Origin of the sequence: Sodalis sp. dw_96 (assembly GCF_018449575.1) — a bacterium.
Classification (GTDB): domain Bacteria; phylum Pseudomonadota; class Gammaproteobacteria; order Enterobacterales; family Enterobacteriaceae; genus Acerihabitans.
Window position 1 is genome coordinate 237,617 of sequence record NZ_JAAVUT010000002.1, and the last position, 23,103, is coordinate 260,719.

Genomic DNA, 23,103 nt, shown 5'->3' on the forward strand with positions numbered 1-23,103 from the left:
TAAATTGAATATCACGTTATTTCCTGTGAAGGCAAATAACATTGTGCCGCGAAAGACCTTTTTCCACCGGGGGTAATCAAAACATTGCCGGGCAATAGATGGACATAGTTCCTTTGTCGCTCCTTTCACAGGACTATGTTATACCCTAACATTTTCGGACTCCTTTCAGTGAACTATCCCTCATTATTATGGTAATGAACAAAAATCATCGCGAATCTCCCCCGACTGTTCTACAGACCCGCCGTCGGTTATTGCTGTCGGGCCTGGCCATGTTCGCCATGGCCAACCGTTCGGTCCTGGCCGCCGACGGCCTGCTGCGGGCCGGGCATATCCCGCCGAAAGCCGGCGGCAGGCCCCACTGCGTCATGATTGATCCGGGTCACGGCGGCATCGACCCGGGGGCAATCGGTCACCTGGGGTTAGAAGAAAAACACGTGGTATTACGCATTGCCAATAAAGTGAGGGCCAACCTGGCGATGCAGTCCCATATTCAAACCAGGCTGACCCGTGAAGAGGATGAGTTCATCCCATTGTTTCGTCGGGTTGAACTGGCGCATGAACACCGGGCGGACCTGTTTGTTTCCATTCACGCCGACGGTTTTACCGACGCCTCCGCGTCCGGCGCATCGGTTTTCGCTTTGTCCAACCGCGGCGCCAGCAGCGCCATGGCCGCCTACCTTTCCAATCGGGAAAATTCCGCCGACGACGTGGCAGGGGTAAAATATAAACAGCAGGATAATTATCTGCAGCAAGTTCTGTTCGATCTGGTGCAAACCGACACCATCAAAAACAGCCTGACCCTGGGCCGTCATCTGCTCAATCATATCCGGCCGGTCCATCAGTTGCACAGCCAGCATACTGAACAGGCGGCTTTCGCGGTGCTCAAATCCGCGTCGATACCGTCGGTGCTGGTTGAGACTTCCTTTATTACCAATCACCGGGAAGAGCATTTGCTTGAGACCACCGATTTCCAGGATCGCATCGCCCAGGCCATCAGCAGGGGAATTGTGGATTTCTTTGACTATTACGACGCTCATGAACGCCATTTCACCAGTAGTAGCGGCGGTTGACCGGCGTTACCCATTAGGCATGACCCCGGAGGAAGGTTATACTGGGTGCCGTCCATAACGGCTCGCGCCCAACCACGAGTGAGTTGAATGAATCAACCCGATATAAAGCATATCAAACGCTTTCTGCTTGATTTACAAGACCGGATCTGCGCCGCCCTGGCCAGCGAGGACGGTGGGGCAGTGTTCAAGGAGGATCTCTGGCGCCGTGAAGAAGGCGGCGGCGGACGCAGCCGGGTATTGACCGGCGGGCGGCTGTTCGAACAGGCCGGCGTCAACTTTTCCCACGTGTCCGGGGCAACATTGCCCGCCTCCGCCACCGCCCACCGTCCCGAACTGGCCGGAAGGGCCTTCCAGGCGCTGGGGGTCTCTCTGGTGGTTCACCCCCTCAATCCCTATATCCCCGCAAGCCATGCCAACGTTCGTTTTTTTATGGCCGAAAAGCCCGATGCCGATCCGGTCTGGTGGTTTGGCGGAGGCTTCGACCTGACGCCGTTTTATGGCTTTCGCCAAGATGCGGAACACTGGCACCGTACCGCCCACGATCTCTGCGCCCCTTTTGGCGAGGAGATCTATCCTCGTTATAAAGCCTGGTCCGACAGCTATTTTTTTCTGAAGCACCGTAATGAAGCGCGCGGTATCGGCGGACTGTTTTTCGACGATCTCAATCAACCGGATTTCCCCCGGGCCTATGCTTTCGCCCGCGCCGTCGGAGAAGGTTATCTCGATGCTTACCTGCCCATCGTTCAACGACGCAGGGAGATGCAATGGGGCGAGCGGGAACGGCAGTTCCAGCTCTACCGGCGCGGGCGTTATGTTGAATTCAATCTGGTATGGGATCGAGGTACCCTTTTTGGATTACAATCCGGCGGACGCACCGAATCAATTTTAATGTCCATGCCGCCGCTGGCGCGCTGGGAATACGATTATCATCCGGAGCCCGAGAGCCCGGAGGCTGCGTTGTATCGCGATTTTTTACCGGCGCGGGATTGGCTGTCACAGGGGGGGAACTAATGGCTATTTGGGTTGACGCCGATGCTTGCCCCAAGGTCATCAAAGAAATTTTATTTCGCGCCGCACAGCGCGAGTCCATGCAGACGACGCTGGTGGCCAACCAGACGCTGGCGGTACCGCCGTCACCCTTTATCCGCACCCTCCGCGTCGGCGCCGGTTTTGATGTGGCGGACAATGAAATCGTCCGCCGTGTCGGCGTGGGAGACTTGGTGATCACCAGCGATATTCCCCTGGCGGCGGAGGTGCTGGGAAAAGGCGCGGTGGCGCTTACCCCCCGGGGAGAACGCTATCGGCCGGAAACCATCCGCGAACGCCTCACCATGCGCGACTTTATGGACACCCTGCGCGCCAGCGGTATCCAGACCGGCGGACCGCCGCCCCTCAGCCAGCGCGAACGCCAGGAATTCGCCCGTGAGCTGGATCGCTACCTGCAACAAGCAAGAGGTTGATCGGCATAGCGGCCCGCGATCACCGAACGCGCATCGAACGTGTTAAAGGGAGACCGTGCTGATGGGGTCGAATCGGGCGTGGTTTTTCCGCCCGACGGAGCGCCCCACAGCGCGGCCCGCGATCATCGCTCGTGCAATGAGTCTGCTCAAGGGAGTCCGCGCCAGTCGGGCCCGCCATCGTTTTTAACCATCAAAATAATCAGAAAAAGCGCATTTCATTCTACGTCTTGTTGAGGCAGTGTTATCCTTAAGTTAACTCTTCCTTCAACAAGATGTACCATTTCTTCCTTCATGGAGTTGAGAATGAACCAGTTAGAAGCGCTAAAACAATACACCACCGTGGTGGCCGATAGCGGCGATATAGATTCTATCCGCCATTACACCCCGCAGGACGCCACCACCAACCCTTCGCTGATCCTGAAAGCCGCCAGCCTCACCGCCTATCAACCGCTGTTTGAAGATGCGTTGGCCTATGCCCGCAAGCAGGGCGGAACGCGAGAAACACAAATCATCAATGCCGGCGACAAGTTAGCGGTGAATATCGGTGTGGAAATATTGAAAAGCGTACCGGGGCGGGTCTCTACCGAAGTGGATGCCCGTTTATCGTTCGATCGCGGTATGTGCGTGGCCAAAGCCCGCAAGCTGATAGGCCTTTACCATGAACAGGGCATCGACAAATCCCGTATCCTGATCAAGCTGGCGTCCACCTGGGAAGGCATCAAAGCGGCGGAAGAACTGGAACGCGAAGGCATCAACTGCAACCTCACCCTGCTGTTCTCCTTCGCCCAAGCCCGCGCCTGCGCCGAAGCCGGGGTTTACCTTATTTCCCCCTTCGTCGGCCGCATATACGACTGGTATAATCAACGCAAACCCATTGATCCCTACGACGTCGAACAGGATCCGGGCGTGAAATCGGTACGGGCCATCTATGAATACTATAAACAGCATCGTTATCAGACGGTGATCATGGGCGCCAGCTTCCGTAAAACCGAACAGATCCTGGCGTTGGCCGGCTGTGACCGTTTGACCATTTCCCCGGCCCTGCTGGAAGAGTTGCACAAGAGCGATGAGCCGGTGGAACGCAAGCTCACGCCGTCCACCACCGGCCTGCATCAGCCGGCGCCGTTGTCCGAACCCGAGTTCCGCTGGGAACACAACCTGGACCCAATGGCGGTGGACAAATTGGCCGAAGGCATCCGTCAATTTGCGGTAGATCAGCAGAGCCTGGAAGATCTCCTCTCGGCGAAACTCTAGGTCACGGGGCCTGTGTGATATCAGGCAATGTGTTCGACATTATACTGTCCCTATAGGCCGCTGCTTTCGCAGCGGCTCGCTGCAAATCCACTCGCCACATTTACCAGCCCGGGTTCCGGGAGTCTAGCCCGCCAAAGGGCTCTAGCCCGCCAAAGGGCGCTACGCCACCGCGCCCCGCATGCTTTCGGCGAGATGCTCCGCCCACAGACCGGCTATCCATTTCACGCCCTTGACGGTAAAGCGCGCCTGGGAAAACACATGGCGACTATCACTGGTGCCGGTATGGACTTCAAAACGTTCGGCATCCAGGTATTGACGGTGAGGGGTCAACACGCCCCCCAGGCGATACATGATTTGGCGCTCCAGCAGAAACCGCCGAAAATCCACCTCTTTCACCTTTAACAACTTGCAAACCTGGCGAAAACCCATCGCCTCGTCCACCCTGACGTAGCAATCGAAAAAGTCCGCTTTCGGCGCGATCAGGGCCACGCGCCGTTCCAGGGCCTGACGCCGCTCATACTCTTCGGCCCAGGCACGTGCGGCCACCGCTGGGTTGGTAAAATCGGGCAGGTCGTGCTGCAATTCACGTTCGTGCCAGCGATCAAGGGCTACCGGCGTAAAGGCGGGAGACAGACGCGCGATCACCATCAGTGAATCCCTCTTGTTCAGCTGATATTCCTGACGGATTTTGCCCTCCCGTTGGTACTCCACTGTACGTAACGGCTGAGGGAATCGCCGGCTGGTTTCCAGGCTTTTAATCAGGCGCGTCACTTCGCCATGGGGGATCCCGATTAATTCAGCCAGTTCACGGCTGCTCATCGAGACCGTTTGATGAAGGGTTTCAAAACCCGCTGCGGATATCTTCATCTCGTTCACCACTTAGTGTCGGAAAGCTACAGCTCCTCTTGGGAGTTGGTTAAATATACAACACTACTGTGTATTTATCCAGCACTACGTTACAAGTTTGCTTAATGGCACCCTGACGCCCGCGGGTCCCACGCGCAGGCGTCGAGGCCCTTACGGGCTTATACGCACAGCTTCAATCCTGTTTCAACGACAGCTTGATAGCACTTCACTCACGTAAGAACGAGACAATAATTCGAATGGGGCCCGCTGTTTATGCCTTTAACCACCCTTTCAATTGGGCGTGTTGTAACAGCATGATGGTTTTACCGTCACGAATGCGTCCGTCTTGCACCATCGCCAAGGCTTCGCCAAAAACCAATTCCACTACCTCTATGTCCTCGTCCTCAATGCCGCCGCCCTGATTATCGCGGCTGGACTCGTCATATTCAGCCGCAAAAAAATGCACGACTTCGGTGACGCCGCCGGGGGACATATAAGCCGAAAATAATTTCTCCACTTTACCCACGCTATAACCGGTCTCTTCCACCGCCTCGCGCCGGATACACTCTTCCGGTGAATCGTCGTCCAGCAAACCGGCACAGGTTTCCAGCAGCATCCCGCTGGGATTGCCGTTGATATAGGTAGGCATACGGAATTGGCGAATCAGTACCAGGGTATTTTTCAGACTGTTATACAGCAAAATAGTGGCGCCGTTGCCCCGATCGTACACCTCGCGCATTTGCTGTAAGGGGGTGCCGTCTTTTCTTTGCAGGCTGAACACCAATTTACGCAGTACGAACCAATGATCGGATAACAACTTATTTTCCAGTATTTTAACATTCAACGCCATGACGCCCTCTATAATCCCACAAGATGCGATGTAAGTGTGATCAGGATCATAACTCAAACCCCGGCATTTACGGGAGCGATTCACGGCAAAAATCGTCAAGCGGATTGAGTAATATAAGGAATGCTGGTTTTATCCGTCGGATATTAGTGATAAAGGAAAACAATGTGTGATGATCACTTTTTTACACTATCTCCTTTTTTTCTCCACGTTTTCACACCGACTAACGCGTAAAGTACTACGGCGATGGCGCCTCGCATTTATGTCGCCTCACAATAACAGACCAGTCGCCTTGAGGTTTAGATTGAATGGCTAATTTTTTTATTGATCGCCCGATTTTCGCCTGGGTTTTGGCAATTATTGTCTGTTTAACCGGTACATTGTCCATATTTACGCTGCCGATCGAGCAATATCCCAAACTGACGCCCCCCACCATCCGTATCACGTCAAAATATCCCGGCGCTTCGGCCCAGACGTTGGAAAATACCGTCACTCAAATTATTGAACAGAATATGACCGGCCTGGATAATTTGCTGTACATGGCGTCCCAAAGCAGTAACTCCGGACAGGCCACCACCACGCTGACCTTTGAGGCGGGCACCAATCCCAATGAAGCCATGCAGGAAGTGCAAAATCAACTGCAGGTTGCGCAGCATCGCTTGCCCCAGGCGGTGCAGACCCAGGGGATTACCGTCACCAAAACCGGCGACAGTAACCTGATGATGATAGCGTTTGTGTCCACCGACGGCTCCATGAACAAAGCCGATATTTCGGACTATATGGTGAGCCATCTGCAAGAACCCCTGAGCCGGGTCAACGGCGTCGGCGAAATTGACGCCTACGGTTCTCAATTTTCCATGCGTATCTGGCTTAATCCGAACAAGTTAAATAGCTATCAGATGACCACCGATGATGTGGTGACGGCTATCGAATCGCAAAACAGCCAGGTGGCGGTAGGCCAGTTGGGAGGCACGCCGTCGGTGGACGGACAGGCGCTGAACGCCACGATTAACGCCCAGTCGCAGTTACAGACTCCGGCGCAGTTCCGCGCCATTACCCTTCGGGTCAATAGCGACGGCTCAGTGGTCACCCTCGGCCAGGTGGCGGATGTGGAGCTGGGTTCGGAAAACTACGATTATCTCAGTACCTATAACGGTATGCCCGCCGCCGGCATGGGCGTCAAACTGGCCTCCGGCGCCAACGAGCTGGAAACCAACGTCAATGTCAAAAAACGACTGGCGGAACTGGCGCCCTATTTCCCCCGCGGGCTGAAAGCCGAAATCGCCTACGAAACCGCCCCCTTCGTTACCGCCTCCATTGAGGATGTGGTGAAGACCCTGCTGGAAGCCATCGTCCTGGTTTTCTTGGTCATGTACCTGTTCCTGCAGAATTTCCGCGCCACGTTAATTCCCACCATCGCCGTACCGGTGGTGCTGTTGGGTACCTTTGCGATACTCGCCTCCTTCGGTTTCACCATCAACACCCTGACCATGTTCGCCGTGGTGCTGGCCATCGGCCTGCTGGTGGACGATGCCATCGTGGTGGTGGAGAACGTGGAACGGGTGATGAGCGAGGAGTATCTATCGCCGCGGGAAGCTACCCGCAAATCCATGGGACAGATTCAGGGCGCGCTGGTGGGCATCGCGCTGGTGCTGTCGGCGGTATTTGTGCCGATGGCGTTTTTCGGCGGCACCACCGGGGCTATCTACCGGCAATTCTCCGTGACCATCGTATCGGCCATGGTGCTCTCGGTTTTGGTGGCCCTGATTTTGACCCCCGCTCTGTGCGCCACGCTGTTAAAACCGGTGAAAAAAGAGGATCACCACGAAAAGAGAGGCTTTTTCGGCTGGTTTAACCGCTGTTTTGACAAAGGCGCCAACCGTTATCAGCGCGGCGTCACCAATATCCTCCAGCGCAGCGCCCGCTGGCTGGTGCTTTATGCCCTGTTGCTCGGCGGCATGGTGCTGCTGTTTTTACATTTGCCCACCTCGTTTTTGCCCACGGAAGACCTCGGGGTATTAATGGCCCAGGTGCAACTTCCTACCCAGGCCACCCAGCAACAGACGTTAAAAGTCGTATCCAAGGTTGAAAAATATTTTCTGACCAAGGAAAAAGACAACGTCCTGTCGGTATTTTCAACGATCGGCACCGCGCCCGGGGGCAACGGGCAAAACGTCGCGCGCATGTTCGTCCGGCTGAAATCTTGGGATGAACGGGCCAGCAGTACGCAGCGTTCCGCCGCTGCCATCATTGAACGGGCCACCAAAGCCTTTGCCAAGATTCCTGAAGCACAGGTGCTGGCCAACAATCCGCCGGCCATTTCCGGTCTGGGCAATGCCGCCGGCTTTGATATGGAATTGGAGGATCATGCCGGGCTGGGGCACGCCAAGCTGATGGCGGCGCGGGATGAACTGCTGGCCAAGGCCAACGCCTCGCCGCTGCTTACCCGCATGCGGCATAACGGGCTGGATGACAGTCCGCAGTTGCAAATCGATATCGATCAGCGCAAGGCGCAGGCGCTGGGAGTCTCCATAGACGATATTAACGACACGCTGCAAACCGCCTGGGGATCGACCTACGTCAATGACTTTATCGATCAGGGGCGTATCAAACGCGTATACGTACAGGCGGCGGCGGAATACCGGATGCTGCCCAGCGATATTAACCACTGGTATGTACGCAACGGCAGCGGCACCATGGTGCCCTTTTCCGCCTTTGCCACTTCCCACTGGGAATATGGTTCCCCCCGCCTTGAACGCTATAACGGCCTCTCTTCCCTGGAAATCGTCGGTGAGGCCGCCGCCGGCATCAGCAACGGCACGGCCATGGATCTGATGGAAAAACTGGTGGGTGAATTGCCCGCCGGCTTTGGACTGGAATGGACGGCGATGTCCTACCAGGAACGTCTGTCCGGCTCACAGGCGCCGGCACTCTATGCCATTTCACTGCTGGTGGTATTCCTGAGTCTGGCTGCGCTTTATGAAAGCTGGTCCATTCCTTTCTCGGTCATGCTGGTGGTGCCGCTGGGGGTCATTGGCGCGCTGCTGGCCACCTGGCTGCGCGGTCTGGAAAACGATGTCTATTTCCAGGTGGGACTGCTCACCGTTATCGGCCTGTCGGCGAAAAACGCCATTCTGATCGTTGAGTTCGCCAATGAGCTGCATCTGCGGGGACAAGGACTGGTGGAGGCGACGCTGCACGCGTCACGTATGCGACTGAGGCCCATCCTGATGACCTCCCTGGCCTTTGTCTTCGGCGTCATGCCGATGGCGCTCAGCACCGGCGCGGGCTCCGGCAGCCAGCACGCGGTGGGGACCGGGGTTATCGGCGGCATGCTTTCCGCCACCATCCTGGCGATAGTATTTATCCCGCTGTTTTTTGTTCTGATTCGCCGTCGGTTCCCGTCCCATACCCAGGCGCATCCCGAGTCAAATATTCAGCTGTTAACGGAAAGCGGCGAGGGTCCGGAGACATAATTCAAAAGGCTGAAATAGTAAAGGCCGCCCATATCGGGTGGCCTTTATTTTATACCCGTCATACTTCAAATTGCAGATGCGTTGGCAATACTCGGCCCCTCCATGGGCCTCGCCCCTATCGGGGCCGCGACAGGTCGCGTTCAAATCTGCTCCAGGCAGATTTGTCCTCGCTCACCCCAGTCACTTACCCGAGTAAGCTCCTGGGGATTCGCTGCGTTGCCGCCTTCCTGCAATACGAATTATTTAGGGTATAGAGATGTTATTTCCAAGGTGTTCAAAATGACAAAAAGTGAAAATTGTGGCCTTGTTTTCGGCATATGTTTACTTGCGTAACATTGCTTCAATAAAATCTTTCCAGTTACCTAATTCCGTATCAACCATTTTCGTATCAACCATACCTACCGTATTCTCTTGTGCGCTTATTATACAAATCTGCTTTGAAAATAAAAGGGGAGAAGAGACAATTTTAGTCTATTTCTCGGGTGACTTCACAAAATGAATTTGCACTATTAAATTAATGCACTATCCTGATGCAGGTTAGCCCGCCGAGTAGCGTAAATAATCACAATAGGTTAATGGCGTGATCGCCAAACCCTGGTTTACCAGCCGGACAAAGCCTGTAACCGCCAAGCCTTAAGCCGAATTTATCCGGCAAAAAAACAATGAATACCCCATTAGCCTAATAAACGTCAGGCATCCGCCCAACAAACGGCGGATTACTATTTCTTATTTAAAAACGAAAGACAACGTTTTTATTAATGAAGCTGCTTTATCGCTTTTAGCAAATTATCCGGTTTGGTTCGACGGCGGAATAATGTGACGCAATAATGTGAAGATAGGCGTTGATTATCCCATGGGGTTTATTATTTTCCGGTAAATTAAATTGGCCTCTGCCTATGTCTGAAATATCATTATATTTAATAGGGTCTTTGGTTTTCTGATGGCGGATATGCCGAACCAGCCAGTGTAAAACCCTATTTGGTTTTTATCAGCCTATCCAGGTAAGGGATTTTTCCAGGTTCTTTTTGCCGCGGGCAGCCGCGGCCGCATGCTTCACCAGGGGACGACTTTTCCCAGGTAATCAAGATAATGTAATCCTGAGCGCCCTTCATAAGCGTCGATGGTGCTGATCAAAGCCGGGATGCTTTCATCTATGGTTAACCGCGCTGTAGGCCCTCCCATATCCGTGCGTACCCATCCGGGGGCCATGAGTAGCAACGTTCTGGGATCGTCGCTGTGACGCGCGGCAAAGCTGCGCATAAACATGTTCAGCGCTGCTTTGCTGCCGCGATAAACCTCGTAATTGCCGTTGGTGTTATTTGTCAGGCTACCCTGCCCGGAGGACATTACGCCAATCGTACCCGTCGGCGGAACAAGATCCGCAAACGTCTCGATGACCCTCATCGGACTCAGCGAATTAGTTACCATCACTCTTATAAACTCGTCTGTGGATACGTCCGCGATGGTTTCGCCATCGTCGTTTTTGACGCCGGCATTGACAAAAAGCACGTCAGCGCGTCGATGGCTGAGCCGCGCGCGTAACGCATTGACCTGGCCGGGAACCGTGATATCGACGGTCTCTACTTCAAGTGATGCGGGATAGTTTTCAGCCAGGTGCAGAAGCCGGTCTTTAGACGCACCACGCCCGGTTGCGATCACTTTGCAGCCACGTTTCAGGTATTCCTCTACCATCGCAAAACCCAAACCACGGGATGCGCCGATAAGAAGGACGGTTTTTTGCGAAGGATCCGTTTGCATCAATCATCTCCTCTGTGGGTAGGCGATTCAAAGATGACATTTGGATCAATGCCATCATCGGCCTGTGAGTTAAGCAACTATAGCCGAGCCGGATATATGACGGAAGATGCAGCATTTACATCTATAACATGCGGCAAACGCCTTTCCTCATTTTTCGGGCCGGGATACAATAGAGTATGACTGAACCTGACTTAAATTTGCTTATTGCGCTGGATATGCTTCTTGCCGAGGAAAGCGTGGCGGGCGCCGCGCGTCGTCTAGGATTAAGCGCGTCGGCAATGAGCCGGACGCTAAGCCGCCTTCGTGGGGTAACCGGAGACCCTTTACTGGTCCGGGCCGGGCGTCACATGGTGTTGACGCCCCATGCGGAAGCGATGCGCGAGCGCACTCAAAACGCGGTATCCGAGGCCCGCGCCATCCTTCGACCTTCTACATCGGAACTGAATTTATCAACCCTGACGCGGAGCTTTACCATCCGGACCAATGAAGGTTTTGTGGAGGCCTTTGGCGCGTCGCTTATCGCGGCGGCTGCGGCGGCCGCGCCTTTCGTACGTCTGCGTTTTGCGCCAAAGCCGGAGAAGACCCCAAGACATTTGCGCGAAGGCCTGGTTGATCTTGAGATAGGCGTCTTAGGGGAGATGGGTCCGGAAATACGTTTACAGGCGCTATTCAGGGATCGGTTCGTCGGTATCGTAAGGAAGGGCCATCCGATTGTACTGGAGCGCGAAGTGACGGCCAGGCAGTATGTATCTTACGGACATGTTGTCGCCTCTCGCCGTGGACGCATAAGCGGACCGGTGGACGAAGCGCTGGCTGAATTAGGTCTCGAGCGGAAGATTGCCGCCGTGGTGCCAAGCTTTCCCGCCGCGCTGGCCGTGGCGCAGGCGTCGGATCTAGTGGCGCTGGTGCCCGCATCCTTCCTTATCCATCAACCGCTGGTTAACGGCGATGGGTCTACCGCCACCCTCTGCGCTTTTGAACTTCCCGTCAAAACCGGGACCATTACCGTATCGCAGATGTGGCATCCGCGCTCAGAGGTTGATCCGGCCCATCGCTGGCTCCGGCAATTAGTATTGAGTGTCTGTCGCCAACAGGTGCCGGAGTGGAACAGCGGCTCACGGCAATAAAGCCAAACGCCGCTATCAAGACAGGGCGTCATAATATGCCGATGTCTTCACCCGCGTATGGATTCATGACCTGTTTTCACGCATTATGATTCTGGTAAACAGGACCGGGGGTGTTTCCCGCTGGCGGATAAAAGCGGGCGGTGGGATGATTGCCCGGCAACCATACGCTGTAGAGGGTAGCCTTTCTCCATGCATGACCATGATGTTTCGTTAACGATCTACGGAATCAAGAACTGCGATACGATGAAAAAAGCCCGCCGCTGGCTCGACGAAGCACAGTTGCCCCACCGGTTTCATGATTACCGGGCGGATGGCGTGACCGGTGAATTGTTGCAGGGCTTTATCCAGCGGGCCGACTGGCGGGTGCTGCTCAATACCCGCGGCACCACCTGGCGCAAACTCAGCGAGGAGCAGCGCCGGCAGGCCGATGATGCTGCCGGAGCGTTAGCGCTGATGTTAAGCCAGCCGGCTGTCATCAAGCGCCCGGTGTTGCAACGGCAAGATGGGGTTCTGCTGGTGGGTTTCGACCCGGAAGAATACCAGCATTTTACCGGCCGGGGGGTGTGATATGCCTTGCCCGGTTCTGGAATTAGCCCAACAGCTCATCAGACGTCCCTCCCTCAGCCCCGACGACGCGGGGTGCCAGGCGCTATTGATATCCCGTTTGCGGGCGGCCGGTTTCACCGTTGAGCCGATGCCGTTCGGCGATACTCTGAATTTTTGGGCCTGGCGCGGCGAAGGGCGGACCCTGGCCTTTGCCGGCCATACCGACGTGGTGCCGGGGGGCCGGGCGGAACATTGGCATACCCCCCCCTTCGAACCCGCCCTGCGCGACGGCATGTTATATGGCCGTGGCGCCGCCGATATGAAAGGTTCGCTGGCCGCCATGACCGTCGCCGCCGAGCGTTTTGTCGCCCAGCATCCGGACCATCGGGGACGGCTGGCGTTTCTGATCACCTCCGATGAAGAAAGCACCGCCGTCAACGGCACGGTAAAAGTGGTGGAGGCGCTGATGGCCCGCGGCGAACGTCTGGATTATTGCCTGGTGGGCGAACCTTCCAGCCATCAGCACATCGGGGATATCGTCAAAAACGGCCGGCGGGGTTCCCTCACCGCCAATCTTGTGGTCCAAGGCATCCAGGGCCATGTGGCCTACCCGCAGTTGGCGGATAATCCGGTGCATCGCGCCATACCGGCGCTGAATGAACTGGTGTCCACCGTCTGGGATCGGGGTAATGAATTTTTTCCCCCCACCACCATGCAGATTGCCAATATTCAGGCCGGTACCGGCAGCAATAACGTGATTCCCGGTGAATTGTCGGTACAGTTCAACTTCCGTTTCAGCACCGAGCTGACCGACGGACTCATCCGATCCCAGGTGGAGGCCCTGCTGCAACGCCACGGTCTGCGTTACCGCCTTGACTGGTGGTTGTCCGGCCAGCCTTTCCTTACCCCTCGCGGCGAACTTGTGGAGGCGGTGGTGAATGCGGTGGAGCATTACCAGGAATTTACCCCCGCCCTGGAAACCACCGGCGGCACGTCGGACGGTCGCTTTATTGCCCGCCTGGGTGCTCAGGTGGTGGAGCTGGGGCCGGTGAACGCCACCATTCATAAAGTGAATGAGTGCGTCAGCGCAGCCGACCTGCAGTTGCTGGGCCGGATGTATCAGCGCATCATGGAGCAACTGGTCTTATGATGACCCCGGACATGCTCACCGGCCAAACCGACCGGCATTTGGTCCTCCTGTCCGAGGGGCATCGCCTGCAAGCCGAGGCCGTCGCCGCGTTTAACGGCTTGCGTCAGACCGCCCGCCGTCAAGGATTCAATCTGCGGCCCGCCAGCAGTTTTCGCGATTTTGAACGGCAATTGGCTATCTGGAATGGCAAATTTCACGGTCGGCGGCCATTATTAGATAAGGATAGCCGTCCGCTGGACAGCCAAAGCCTGAGCGTGCCCGAGCGCTGTGAAGCCATTTTGCGCTGGTCGGCTTTACCCGGCACCAGCCGCCACCACTGGGGCAGCGATGTGGATGTTTACGATCCGGACCTGTTGCCCGCCGGTAAAACCCTGCAATTGACCCCGGCGGAATATCTGTCTGGGGGCTATTTTGCTCCCCTGGCCGAATGGTTAACCGTACATATGGCGGACTATGATTTCTACCGTCCCTACGCGCGGGATCGCGGCGGTGTCGCCATAGAGCCCTGGCATTTAAGTTATCGTCCGCTGGCCTGCCAGGCCGAATGCTTGTTAACGCCGGACATCGTGTTGACATCATGGAAAGAATACGAAGTGGCGGGGTCAACGTGGATTATTCCGCAGTTACCGGTCATTTTTCGCCGTTATATCGGCAATGTCGATAAGGAGTAATATCATGGAATGGCTGGCGAAATATTGGTGGATCATATTGATTCTGCTGGCGGGTATGCTGATCTCAGGCATTAAGGAACTGCGCCGGGTGGATGTCAAACGCTACCTGAAAGACAAGCCGGAGTTGCCGCCCCATCGGGACAATAACGCCAAATGGGATGAGGATGATAATTGGCCGAAAAAAAAGTAAACCCGGCAAATCCTGGAATAAAACAGATTCTGTCACCCCGGGATATCACGGCTAACCGCGTTTATACCCGTCATCTTGACACCTATTGGGTATCTAACGGTCCGTCGTAGGTTTCATAATCTATCCCGGTGACATTGCCATCAATCTTAGTGGCATCAGCATCGATCTCGTTGACATCGGCCAGGTAGCCCCCTGGCTCGCTTAAGCGTCGCCAGATGCCGCAGTTTTTTTTATCCAGCGCCAGCAGCGCCGCCGCGGTCTCCTCCCGCCGGCGGAGCAATAACGCTTTTTTGCCGCTAACGCCGATGCGGTTCGCCATATCGGCGTCGCCGCGCTGCTGTTCCAACCCTCCGCGCAGGGCCGGAAGCGGTAGCGAAGAGAGCCGCAACAAACGTTGCAACGCGGCTCGGCAGGCTTCCGGCGGCCGGTGGGCAAAGGCGAAACCGGCCAGATCCCACCAGTCGTCCTGATTCAGTTCCCACGTTGCACCAGCCGGCTCGCCCCCGGTATCATCCGGTTCCCACGTGGCAACAATCAATTCTCCCTTAGCGTCATCGGCCAATACCGATTGTGCACGTGCGAATTTCGCCTCCGCCCGCCGCACCAGCCGTTGTCCGGCACCACTGAGCGGCAGCAGCGCCATGGCGCTGTAGCATCCGCTGCTGGCCTCAAGGCGGGATCCGATATGCACCACATGGAAACCGGATGTCTGCCAGAAATTTCGCAATTCATCGGTCAGGCCGAAACTCACCGACAGAAAATCACGGCCGTCCGCCGCCGCCTGCATACCCGCCTGACGCAACAACTCCCGCCCCACGCCTCGGCGACGGTGGACGGCGGCCACCGCGATACGGCTGATACGGCGGGATAACAGCTGCGCCGCGCTGCGAATGCCGCCATGGGCCGCCAGCGACTGCGCCACCAGATTACCCGGCGGGCGCCGGCGTCCCGCCCAGACCTCATGGGCCAGCTCGGGAGATAAACCGCCTTCATCCACCGCCCACAGCCCGCCCATCAAAACACCCCGGGTATGGGCGGCAATAAAATGCTGGCCGGGGGCATCCATCAGGCGACGCAAATCCAACGGCGAGGTGCGGTAATGGGCGCTGGTGAGTAGATCGTAAAAATCCCTCAACGTCTGGGGATGTCGCTCCCAGCTATCCTGCTCCAGCTGAGTAAAACGGGGTACGTCACCCTGTGGCACGGACGACAGGTCGTGTGCCGGCTCGTCGCTATCAGGCACCGGCGGCGCCCCTTCACCGCCTGAAAGCGCCGGTGGCGAAATTACCCCGCCCCCGGCGCGATCCGCCAGACTACGATTATGCCCGTCCCCGGTTGATACGGGGTCAAACAGCAGCGCATCCGCCAGCCAGGACTCCAACGGGTCGCCCGTCGCCCAGCGCAGCGGCTGCCGCAGCGTCAGATTGTGCCAGTGCGGCAACGAGGCGCAGAATTTCAGCAGGAATCCGCGGCCGGTACCTTCATAGCCCTGCACCGTGGTGGTCAGCAAAACCCGGGGAAAATAGCTTATCAATTGCCGCAGTGCCGGCAGAGGGATGGCGGCGGCTTCATCCACCAGCAGCCAGTCCGCCGCCGGATGGTGACGGCAATGCTCCAGCAACGCGTCAGGTGCGAAAAACCTGGCCCGGTTCGCCGCGTATTGTTCCAACACATCGGCGGCCTGCCTAGCCGGGGCCACCACCCAGCAGCGTGCCGCGGTCCTGGCCGCCAGCATGCCGGCCAGGGTGGATTTGCCGCGTCCCCGTGGGGCGGTCAAGACAAATATGCCTTTATCCGCCGCCAACAGCTGTCTGAGCAAGGATTGCTGTTCAACCGTCGGCCCCCCGCCGGGCGGCCGCCAATGGGGTCGTGCCGCCCAAACCGGCAGGGATGGAGCCTGATGCTGTTTAATAAGCAGTACTTCATGCCGGCTTAACAGGGTTTGCTGGAAATGATGAATAAACGAGGGGGTGGCCATAGAGCCGGGTTGTTCACTCCAGCGCAGGGAATCCCCATCGGGCAGCATAGGCCAGCGGGTCCAGGGGGGTATAAGCAATACCAGCCAGCTGCCGGCGGTGAGCATCCCGGCCAATGCCGCCAGGGCATCCACCGCCAGCCCCCGGCGAGCATCGAAGATCCCATGCAGGAACTCCCGACCCAGCAGGGATCTGATGGTCGCCGGGGCCGAGGCGATACCCTCGCCGTCCTTCTCCACGCCATCCTTATCCTTGCCAACCAGCAGCCAATCACCCGCCAGCAGCCGACGCAACTCACCGGCCAACGTGGCGCTCCAGCTCGGGTCGCCGCTTAACACCAGCAGCCTTCGGATGCCGGAGCGGCCCATATCCGCCGTGGTTTCAGTAAACCAATGCGCCGTCGGGGGGGACAGGCCGTCCATTTCAGTGCTTGCCAATCATTAATGACAGGAGGCCGGCGGCAATCAACGGGCCCACCGGCACACCGCGCAACAGAGCCACTCCCAGGACCGTGCCCACCAGCAGGCCGGCCACCACCGAAGGCTGGCTTGACATCAGAGAAACCCCGCGTCCGCCCAGCCAGGAAACCAAGACCCCGACCAGGATGGCCAGCAGGGATTTCCAATGCAGAAAAGAGTGCAGAACGCTGCTGGAGGAAATCGTGCCGCTGGCAATGGGGGCCATCACACCGATGGTGAGGATGATAATACCGAGGGTCAGTCCCTGCTTTTCCACCCACGGAAAAAAATGGCTCAACGGAGTCAGACGGACAATCAGCAAGAACAGGATAGCCACCGTGATGGTGTTGTTATGGCTGATAATGCCCAGTGCCGCCAGCGCCAGTAAAATCAGCAGCGTCGGATCCAAATAAGTCATTGTGAATTCCATACCATTTTGTCATTCAGCGCAATCGCTCCCCTGGCCGGCAGCACCGGCCTGGCGCTATCAAACCTCCGCTCTCTCGATCACCTACCATTATTTCCTTCGCCTCCGCTCCCCGAATCCGGGCCTCGGCAACCGGTCTCTTTATCGCCGGTTAAGGACTTATGGCCGGTTAATACCGGGAGGAGCGTTCGGCTTACCGCTTCAGGGCATACGGTGAGACTGTCTTCACCGAGGGAAACGATTGCGCGTCAGTCCAGTCTAACACCGATGCGGTGTGCGACTTCCTCATAAGCTTCAATGACGCCGCCCAGGCTTTGACGAAAACGATCCTTGTCCATCTTATTCAGGGTGGTTTTATCCCACAAACGGCTGCCGTCCGGCGAAAATTCATCACCGAGCACCACTTCGCCATTAAACAAACCGAATTCCAGCTTGAAGTCCACCAGGATCAGACCCGCCTCATCAAAAATCTTGCTCAACACGTCATTGGCCAGATAGGTCAACTGCTTCATGCGCGCCAGATGCGCTTCGCTCGCCCAGCCGAAGGTGGCGCAATAAGACTCGTTGATCATCGGATCGTGCATGGCGTCGTTCTTCAAAAACATATCGAACAGCGGCGGATTCAGGATCTCGCCCTCTTTAATGCCCAGGCGTTTCACCAGGGATCCGGCTGCGCGGTTACGCACGACGCACTCCACCGGAATCATGGCTAATTTTTTAACCAGCACTTCGGTATCCGACAACAGGCGGACCATTTGCGTGGGGATACCGGCGTCAGCGAGTTTGGTCATAATAAAATAGTTGAATTTATTATTAACCAAGCCCTTACGCTCGAATTGTTCAATACGTTGGCCGTCCAATGCTGACGTATCATTGCGGAATTCTAATATCAGCAAATCCGGATCCTGGGTGGTATAGACCGTTTTCGCCTTTCCGCGATACAACTCAGCTAACTTTTGCATCTTGATTCACTCCAATTGCAAATAACGCTTAACGATAAAAAAAGGGGCGCCGGCCCCTTTTTTGGATTAGTGGGTGGACGACTTGCTGAGAGCCGCCTGGAATACCTGCACCAGGGCGTCGTTTTGCGACTGGGTGAGGGTATGGCCTTTGGGATCGGTAAACTGCAAGGTGCTGCGGTTGCCCAAATCTCCCACCTGCAGTTTATAATCGCCGTTGACCAAGCCGGGGTCTTTGGCGCCCAGGTCATCCCAGGTACCGCTGCTCGGGGAATCATAAGTGACGGAGATAGTCCCCAGCGGACGGCTGGTATCCTTCACCTTCATGCCGATTTTTTCCAGTGCCGACGGCAGATGCTGCCACACCACCGTATAGGACGAGCGCACCACCAGCAACGGCAGACCGGATTCATCCGACCCGCTTTCGACGCTCAGGTCGGCGGTCTGGCCGGATGTACGTTTGTTCTCCTGATCCTCGCTGAGCTGTTCAAGCCCCTGCGCCACGCTGTTCAACATCGACACGGTATAACGCTGGACCAGGGCCGGCGCCGCCACCGGGTTATTTTGCTGCTGCAGGGCCAGGGATTTCACCATCAGCGAGGTTTGATAACCCTCGGTACGCAGGCTTACCTGATAGCGGCCGCGATACTGCACATCCTCATCGGCCCGGGACCATTGCACCCAATCGGTATTTAACGTCTGGCCGGCGTCCTGACGGGAGGCGATGGTGTAGCCTTTACTTTGCACCACCGCAACGACCCGCGACCACAAATCACGGGCTTGGGCATTGTTTTCAATCTGGATGACCGCGGTATCACCGGTATATTGCGAATGGGAACCGTCTAACAAAGCCAATGGTTGCGCCGGCGGCCGGACATCCAATTCCTTGCCGACCTGACCTTGCAGCGATCCGGCGGGTACTTCGTAATCCCCGTTTTCAACGGGCAGAATCATACCGGATGGACTGTTAATCGAGCTGAGCGCCGGTGCTTGCAGGTAGTCTTCGTTTCCGTTTACCTGGCGTTTGTAGCGTTGATCGCTGGTACAGGCTGCAAGCAGCATGAACAACGACGCGCCCACCACTTTTGCCACCATCGACTTTTGTAATGAATAAGCCATCAATTCTCCCTAACAGAGTTACAGCAAACCGGCATCCGTTAACGCTTGTTCAACAACACGGCTATCATTCTCGGTCAGCGGCGTCATCGGCAAACGTAACGTATCGGTTGCCATTAGTCCCAATGCTTTACAGGCCCACTTAACGGGAATTGGGTTGGATTCTATAAATAATTTCTGATGCAACGGCATCAGGCGCTGATTTAGCCGGCGCGCTTCAATAAAATTGCCCTGCGCCGCCAGTGCGCACATTTGCGCCATTTCACGCGCGGCAACGTTTGCCGTGACGGAAATAACGCCCTTGCCGCCCAGTTGCATGAAGTCCAGCCCGGTGGAATCGTCTCCGCTGAGCAGGATAAAGTCATCATCAACCAGCTCTTGGATCTGACTGACACGGTGTAAGTTCCCCGTGGCTTCTTTTACCGCGACAATATTTTTAATTTTCGACAAGCGCGCAATCGTCGGCGGCAACATATCACAACCGGTACGCGACGGCACATTATACAGGATTTGCGGCAAGTCTGTGTGTTCGGCGATCGCCTTGAAATGCTGGAACAAGCCTTCCTGGGTCGGTTTGTTGTAATAAGGCGTCACCGTCAGGCATCCCGCCACGCCGCTGTTATTAAACCGCTGCGTCAGGCAAATCGCTTCAGAGGTGGAGTTGGCGCCGGTGCCCGCGATCACCGGGATACGGCCATCGCTCAGTTCCAACGTCCGCATCACCACTTCGCCATGCTCATCATGACTGAGGGTGGATGACTCGCCGGTGGTACCGACGGAGACAATCGCCGACGTTCCGCTGGCGACATGATAATCGATTAATTTTTTTAAACTTGCCCAATCGACGGCGCCCTTGTCATCCATTGGTGTAACCAGTGCAACTATGCTTCCCGTAAACATTGACCATCCCCTCCACAAACAGGTTATTCATGGTACTTTTGTCACCTATCCAAAAGCAAGCAAACATCGGTCATGTAAGCTCTTGGCAGCAGGTTTTTTTTAGGGTTAACATGTAAATCACATCTCGACGGACAGGAAGCGCAATTTTGCCGCAGCAACAACAACATTATCTGGTCATAACCGCCCTGGGCACCGATCGTCCCGGCATAGTCAATACCATCACCCGGCACGTCAGCGGTTGTGGTTGTAACATTGAAGATAGCCGCCTTGCCATGCTGGGGGAAGAATTCACGTTGATTATGTTGTTATCCGGCAGTTGGAACGCCATTACGCTTATCGAATCCACCCTGCCCCTCAAAGGCGTCGACCTGGATTTGCTGATTGTGATGAAACGGACCGTCGCCACTGAACAAAATGAGACGCCCACCACGGTGTGGGTTAAGGTGGAAGTGCAGGATTCACCGCACCTGATTGAGCGTTTTACCGATTTATTCGACAGCCATCAGATGAATATCGCCGAGCTGGTTTCCAAAACACAGCCGGCCCAGGGCGAACTTCCGCCGCGGCTTTATATTCAAATTACTGCCCATGGCGCGGCGGATCGGCCGGTGGGACAGATCGAAGATACGTTTCATCAACTCTGTACAGAACTGAATGCGCAAGGCAGTATTAGTATTGTGAATCATCCACAGAATTAATAGATAGATGGAGTATTGCAATGACGCCACTGAAAGCCGGTGATACTGCGCCGAAATTTAGCTTGCCCGATCAGGACGGTGAACAGGTTAGCCTGACCGACTTCCAGGGACAAAAAGTATTGGTTTACTTTTATCCCAAAGCCATGACCCCTGGCTGTACCGTGCAGGCCTGCGGGCTGCGTGACAATATGGACGAACTGCATAAAGCGGGCGTTGAAGTTCTGGGTATCAGCACAGATAAACCGGAAAAATTGTCGAAATTCGTTGAAAAAGAGCTGCTGAATTTCACGCTATTGTCCGATGTCGATCACAGCGTGGCCGGAGAGTTCGGCGTGTGGGGTGAAAAGTCCTTTATGGGTAAAACCTATGATGGCATAAATCGCATCAGTTTCTTGGTAGGACTTGACGGCAAGATTGAGAAGGTGTTCGACGACTTTAAAACCAGCAATCATCACGATATCGTGCTGGCCTACCTCAAAGGCCTCTGATTGACCCCGCCGGCAATGATTTCCCGGCCCGCGAACCGGGCGGAGATGATTGCCGACGTGAAAAAAGCGAGAACACTTATTTGTCGTTGATGTCAAAGACTGTATCGCTACGGTTTAGGTAGAGGTTGGATTGTTTATGTTCCCAAGGATGAAAAAGGGTCTTATCGCCGGCCTGCTGGCCGCCATGGCCGTGACTTATTGTCCGTCCCTCATGGCCGATGATTCGGATCAGTTGCCTGATATCGGCACCACGGCCGGCAGTACGCTGAGCATCGGCCAGGAAATGCAAATGGGGGATTTTTATGTCCGCCAGTTGCGCGGCGGTTCGCCCGTGATTAACGACCCCTTGCTCGAGGCCTATATCAACCACTTGGGCAATATCCTGGTTGCCCATGCCCACTCGGTGAATTTCCCGTTCCATTTTTTCCTGATCCGCAACGATGAACTGAACGCCTTCGCCTTTTTCGGCGGCAATGTGGTCGTCCATTCGGCGATATTCCGTTATACCGATAACGAGAGCCAGCTGGCTTCGGTGCTGGCCCATGAAATATCCCATGTGACCCAGCGCCACCTGGCGCGCGCCATGGAAGATCAGAAGCGCAACGCGCCTCTGACCTGGGCCGGCGCGCTGGGGTCCATATTATTGACCATGGCCAATCCGCAAATGGGCATGGCGGCGCTGAGCGGCACCATCGCCGGAACGCAGCAGGGAATCATCAGCTTTACCCAGGGCAACGAGCAGGAAGCGGATCGTGTCGGCATTCAAGTATTGCAACGCTCAGGCTTTGATCCGCAGGCTATGCCTGATTTTTTGCAAAAACTGGCGGACGATACCCATTATTCCACCACCCCGCCGGAAATGCTGTTGACCCACCCCTTGCCCATGAGCCGCCTGGCGGATATCCGTAACCGGGCCAATCAAATGCGGCATGTGGTGATGGATTCGTCCCAGGATTTTTATCTGGCCAAGGCGCGTATTCTCGGCATGTACAGCACCACCAACAATGTTTTGGGCGACGATACCCTCGCCAACTGGAGAAAGGGCAATGCGCGTCAGCAAATCGCCGCGCAATACGGTGAAGCGGTGCAGTTTTTAGAGGCGAAAAAATATGATGATGCCCGCCGGACCCTGCAACCGCTGCTCAGCAAACAGCCGGCCGATATCTGGTTTGTGGATTTGATGACCGATATAGACCTGGCGCAGCAGCGCGCGCCGCAGGCCATCGCCCGGCTGGAGGCGCTGGTGAAGGTGCAGGACAATAACGCCAATCCGGTCTTGCTGCTTAATCTGGCCAACGCCTACGTGGAAGGCCATCGTAATAATGATGCCATCCACCTCCTCAACCGCTACACCTTTAATCACCCGGACGATACCAACGGCTGGGATCTGCTGGCGCAAGCCTCCGCCGGCGCGGGATTCAGGGATCAGGAGCTGGCGGCGCGCGCGGAAAGCCTGGCGCTAACCGGCCAGTTGGATCAAGCCGTACGGGCCTTGAGCAATGCCAGCTCGCTGGTGAAATTGGGCAGTTTGCAGCAGGCGCGTTATGACGCCCGTATCGATCAATTGCGTGATTTGGAAAAGCGCTTCAAGCCTTACCAGAAATCATGAGGACGGAACGCTCTGGGCTAGTTGACACCGTGTCGGGTGGGGACAGGATGCCGGATCGTAAACACGCATTGAAAAGA

Annotated in this window: 21 protein-coding genes; 13 read left to right on the forward strand and 8 right to left on the reverse strand. The window is 56.0% G+C overall.

Annotated features, from left to right (window positions below; all coding sequences use genetic code 11):
- Positions 1 to 194 precede the first annotated feature (194 nt).
- From amiA to tal, 4 genes are all read left to right on the forward strand, one after another.
- A complete protein-coding gene (gene amiA, locus HB631_RS04185; RefSeq protein ID WP_255556804.1) occupies positions 195 to 1,070 on the forward strand; it encodes an N-acetylmuramoyl-L-alanine amidase AmiA in 876 nt (291 codons plus the stop codon).
- 87 nt (positions 1,071 to 1,157) lie between these two features.
- Entirely contained in the window at positions 1,158 to 2,081 is a 924-nt protein-coding gene (hemF, locus tag HB631_RS04190; protein WP_213989892.1) for an oxygen-dependent coproporphyrinogen oxidase, read from the forward strand.
- On the forward strand, positions 2,081 to 2,530 hold the full coding sequence (locus tag HB631_RS04195) for a YaiI/YqxD family protein (protein ID WP_213989893.1): 450 nt from the start codon (positions 2,081 to 2,083) through the stop codon (positions 2,528 to 2,530). Before hemF ends, HB631_RS04195 begins: the two co-directional genes overlap by 1 nt.
- A gap of 303 nt (positions 2,531 to 2,833) precedes the next feature.
- Complete coding sequence (gene tal, locus HB631_RS04200; protein ID WP_213989894.1) at positions 2,834 to 3,784, forward strand: transaldolase; 951 nt, start codon at positions 2,834 to 2,836, stop codon at positions 3,782 to 3,784.
- A 159-nt stretch (positions 3,785 to 3,943) separates the two neighbouring features.
- Here tal and HB631_RS04205 read toward each other — a convergent pair whose 3' ends face one another.
- Both HB631_RS04205 and nudK read right to left on the reverse strand, forming a co-directional pair.
- The gene (locus HB631_RS04205) at positions 3,944 to 4,651 is read right to left on the reverse strand and encodes a phage antirepressor KilAC domain-containing protein (protein ID WP_255556805.1); all 708 of its coding nucleotides are present in this window, start codon (positions 4,649 to 4,651) and stop codon (positions 3,944 to 3,946) included.
- Positions 4,652 to 4,901: 250 nt separating this feature from the next.
- Entirely contained in the window at positions 4,902 to 5,480 is a 579-nt protein-coding gene (gene nudK, locus HB631_RS04210; protein ID WP_213989895.1) for a GDP-mannose pyrophosphatase NudK, read from the reverse strand.
- A gap of 305 nt (positions 5,481 to 5,785) precedes the next feature.
- Here nudK and acrD point away from each other — a divergent pair, with 305 nt between their 5' ends.
- Positions 5,786 to 8,953, forward strand: a complete 3,168-nt coding sequence (gene acrD / locus HB631_RS04215) for a multidrug efflux RND transporter permease AcrD (protein WP_213989896.1) — start codon at positions 5,786 to 5,788, stop codon at positions 8,951 to 8,953.
- Positions 8,954 to 10,006: 1,053 nt separating this feature from the next.
- On the opposite strand, the gene HB631_RS04225 is transcribed toward acrD, so the two are convergent.
- On the reverse strand, positions 10,007 to 10,711 hold the full coding sequence (locus tag HB631_RS04225; RefSeq protein ID WP_213989897.1) for an SDR family NAD(P)-dependent oxidoreductase: 705 nt from the start codon (positions 10,709 to 10,711) through the stop codon (positions 10,007 to 10,009).
- A 176-nt stretch (positions 10,712 to 10,887) separates the two neighbouring features.
- Between HB631_RS04225 and HB631_RS04230 the strand changes: the two genes are divergently transcribed.
- From HB631_RS04230 to HB631_RS04250, 5 genes are all read left to right on the forward strand, one after another.
- On the forward strand, positions 10,888 to 11,838 hold the full coding sequence (locus HB631_RS04230; RefSeq protein WP_213989898.1) for a LysR family transcriptional regulator: 951 nt from the start codon (positions 10,888 to 10,890) through the stop codon (positions 11,836 to 11,838).
- A gap of 189 nt (positions 11,839 to 12,027) precedes the next feature.
- Positions 12,028 to 12,405, forward strand: coding sequence for an ArsC family reductase (locus tag HB631_RS04235; protein ID WP_213989899.1), 378 nt, complete (start codon positions 12,028 to 12,030; stop codon positions 12,403 to 12,405).
- Between the two features lies 1 nt (position 12,406).
- A complete protein-coding gene (dapE, locus tag HB631_RS04240; RefSeq protein WP_213989900.1) occupies positions 12,407 to 13,534 on the forward strand; it encodes a succinyl-diaminopimelate desuccinylase in 1,128 nt (375 codons plus the stop codon).
- Complete coding sequence (locus HB631_RS04245) at positions 13,531 to 14,205, forward strand: M15 family metallopeptidase (protein ID WP_213989901.1); 675 nt, start codon at positions 13,531 to 13,533, stop codon at positions 14,203 to 14,205. The genes dapE and HB631_RS04245 overlap by 4 nt, the downstream gene beginning before the upstream one ends.
- Positions 14,206 to 14,209: 4 nt before the next feature.
- Complete coding sequence (locus tag HB631_RS04250; protein WP_213989902.1) at positions 14,210 to 14,395, forward strand: YpfN family protein; 186 nt, start codon at positions 14,210 to 14,212, stop codon at positions 14,393 to 14,395.
- Between the two features lie 82 nt (positions 14,396 to 14,477).
- Here the strand turns inward: HB631_RS04250 and HB631_RS04255 are convergent, their stop codons facing one another.
- From HB631_RS04255 to dapA, 5 genes are all read right to left on the reverse strand, one after another.
- A complete protein-coding gene (locus HB631_RS04255; RefSeq protein WP_255556806.1) occupies positions 14,478 to 16,793 on the reverse strand; it encodes a GNAT family N-acetyltransferase in 2,316 nt (771 codons plus the stop codon).
- Position 16,794: 1 nt separating this feature from the next.
- Positions 16,795 to 17,247, reverse strand: a complete 453-nt coding sequence (locus HB631_RS04260) for a DUF441 domain-containing protein (RefSeq protein WP_213989903.1) — start codon at positions 17,245 to 17,247, stop codon at positions 16,795 to 16,797.
- 257 nt (positions 17,248 to 17,504) lie between these two features.
- Positions 17,505 to 18,218 (reverse strand): phosphoribosylaminoimidazolesuccinocarboxamide synthase, encoded by a 714-nt coding sequence (gene purC, locus HB631_RS04265; RefSeq protein ID WP_213989904.1) that lies wholly within the window; start codon positions 18,216 to 18,218, stop codon positions 17,505 to 17,507.
- Positions 18,219 to 18,284: 66 nt separating this feature from the next.
- Positions 18,285 to 19,334, reverse strand: a complete 1,050-nt coding sequence (gene bamC / locus HB631_RS04270) for an outer membrane protein assembly factor BamC (RefSeq protein ID WP_213989905.1) — start codon at positions 19,332 to 19,334, stop codon at positions 18,285 to 18,287.
- A gap of 18 nt (positions 19,335 to 19,352) precedes the next feature.
- Positions 19,353 to 20,231, reverse strand: a complete 879-nt coding sequence (gene dapA / locus HB631_RS04275) for a 4-hydroxy-tetrahydrodipicolinate synthase (protein WP_213989906.1) — start codon at positions 20,229 to 20,231, stop codon at positions 19,353 to 19,355.
- A 146-nt stretch (positions 20,232 to 20,377) separates the two neighbouring features.
- Here dapA and HB631_RS04280 point away from each other — a divergent pair, with 146 nt between their 5' ends.
- The 3 genes from HB631_RS04280 (at position 20,378) to HB631_RS04290 (ending at position 23,026) form a co-directional block, all read left to right on the forward strand.
- Entirely contained in the window at positions 20,378 to 20,929 is a 552-nt protein-coding gene (locus tag HB631_RS04280) for a glycine cleavage system transcriptional repressor (RefSeq protein ID WP_213989907.1), read from the forward strand.
- A 20-nt stretch (positions 20,930 to 20,949) separates the two neighbouring features.
- On the forward strand, positions 20,950 to 21,417 hold the full coding sequence (bcp, locus tag HB631_RS04285) for a thioredoxin-dependent thiol peroxidase (RefSeq protein ID WP_213989908.1): 468 nt from the start codon (positions 20,950 to 20,952) through the stop codon (positions 21,415 to 21,417).
- Positions 21,418 to 21,553: 136 nt separating this feature from the next.
- A complete protein-coding gene (locus HB631_RS04290) occupies positions 21,554 to 23,026 on the forward strand; it encodes a M48 family metallopeptidase (RefSeq protein ID WP_213989909.1) in 1,473 nt (490 codons plus the stop codon).
- The last annotated feature ends 77 nt before the right edge of the window (positions 23,027 to 23,103 follow it).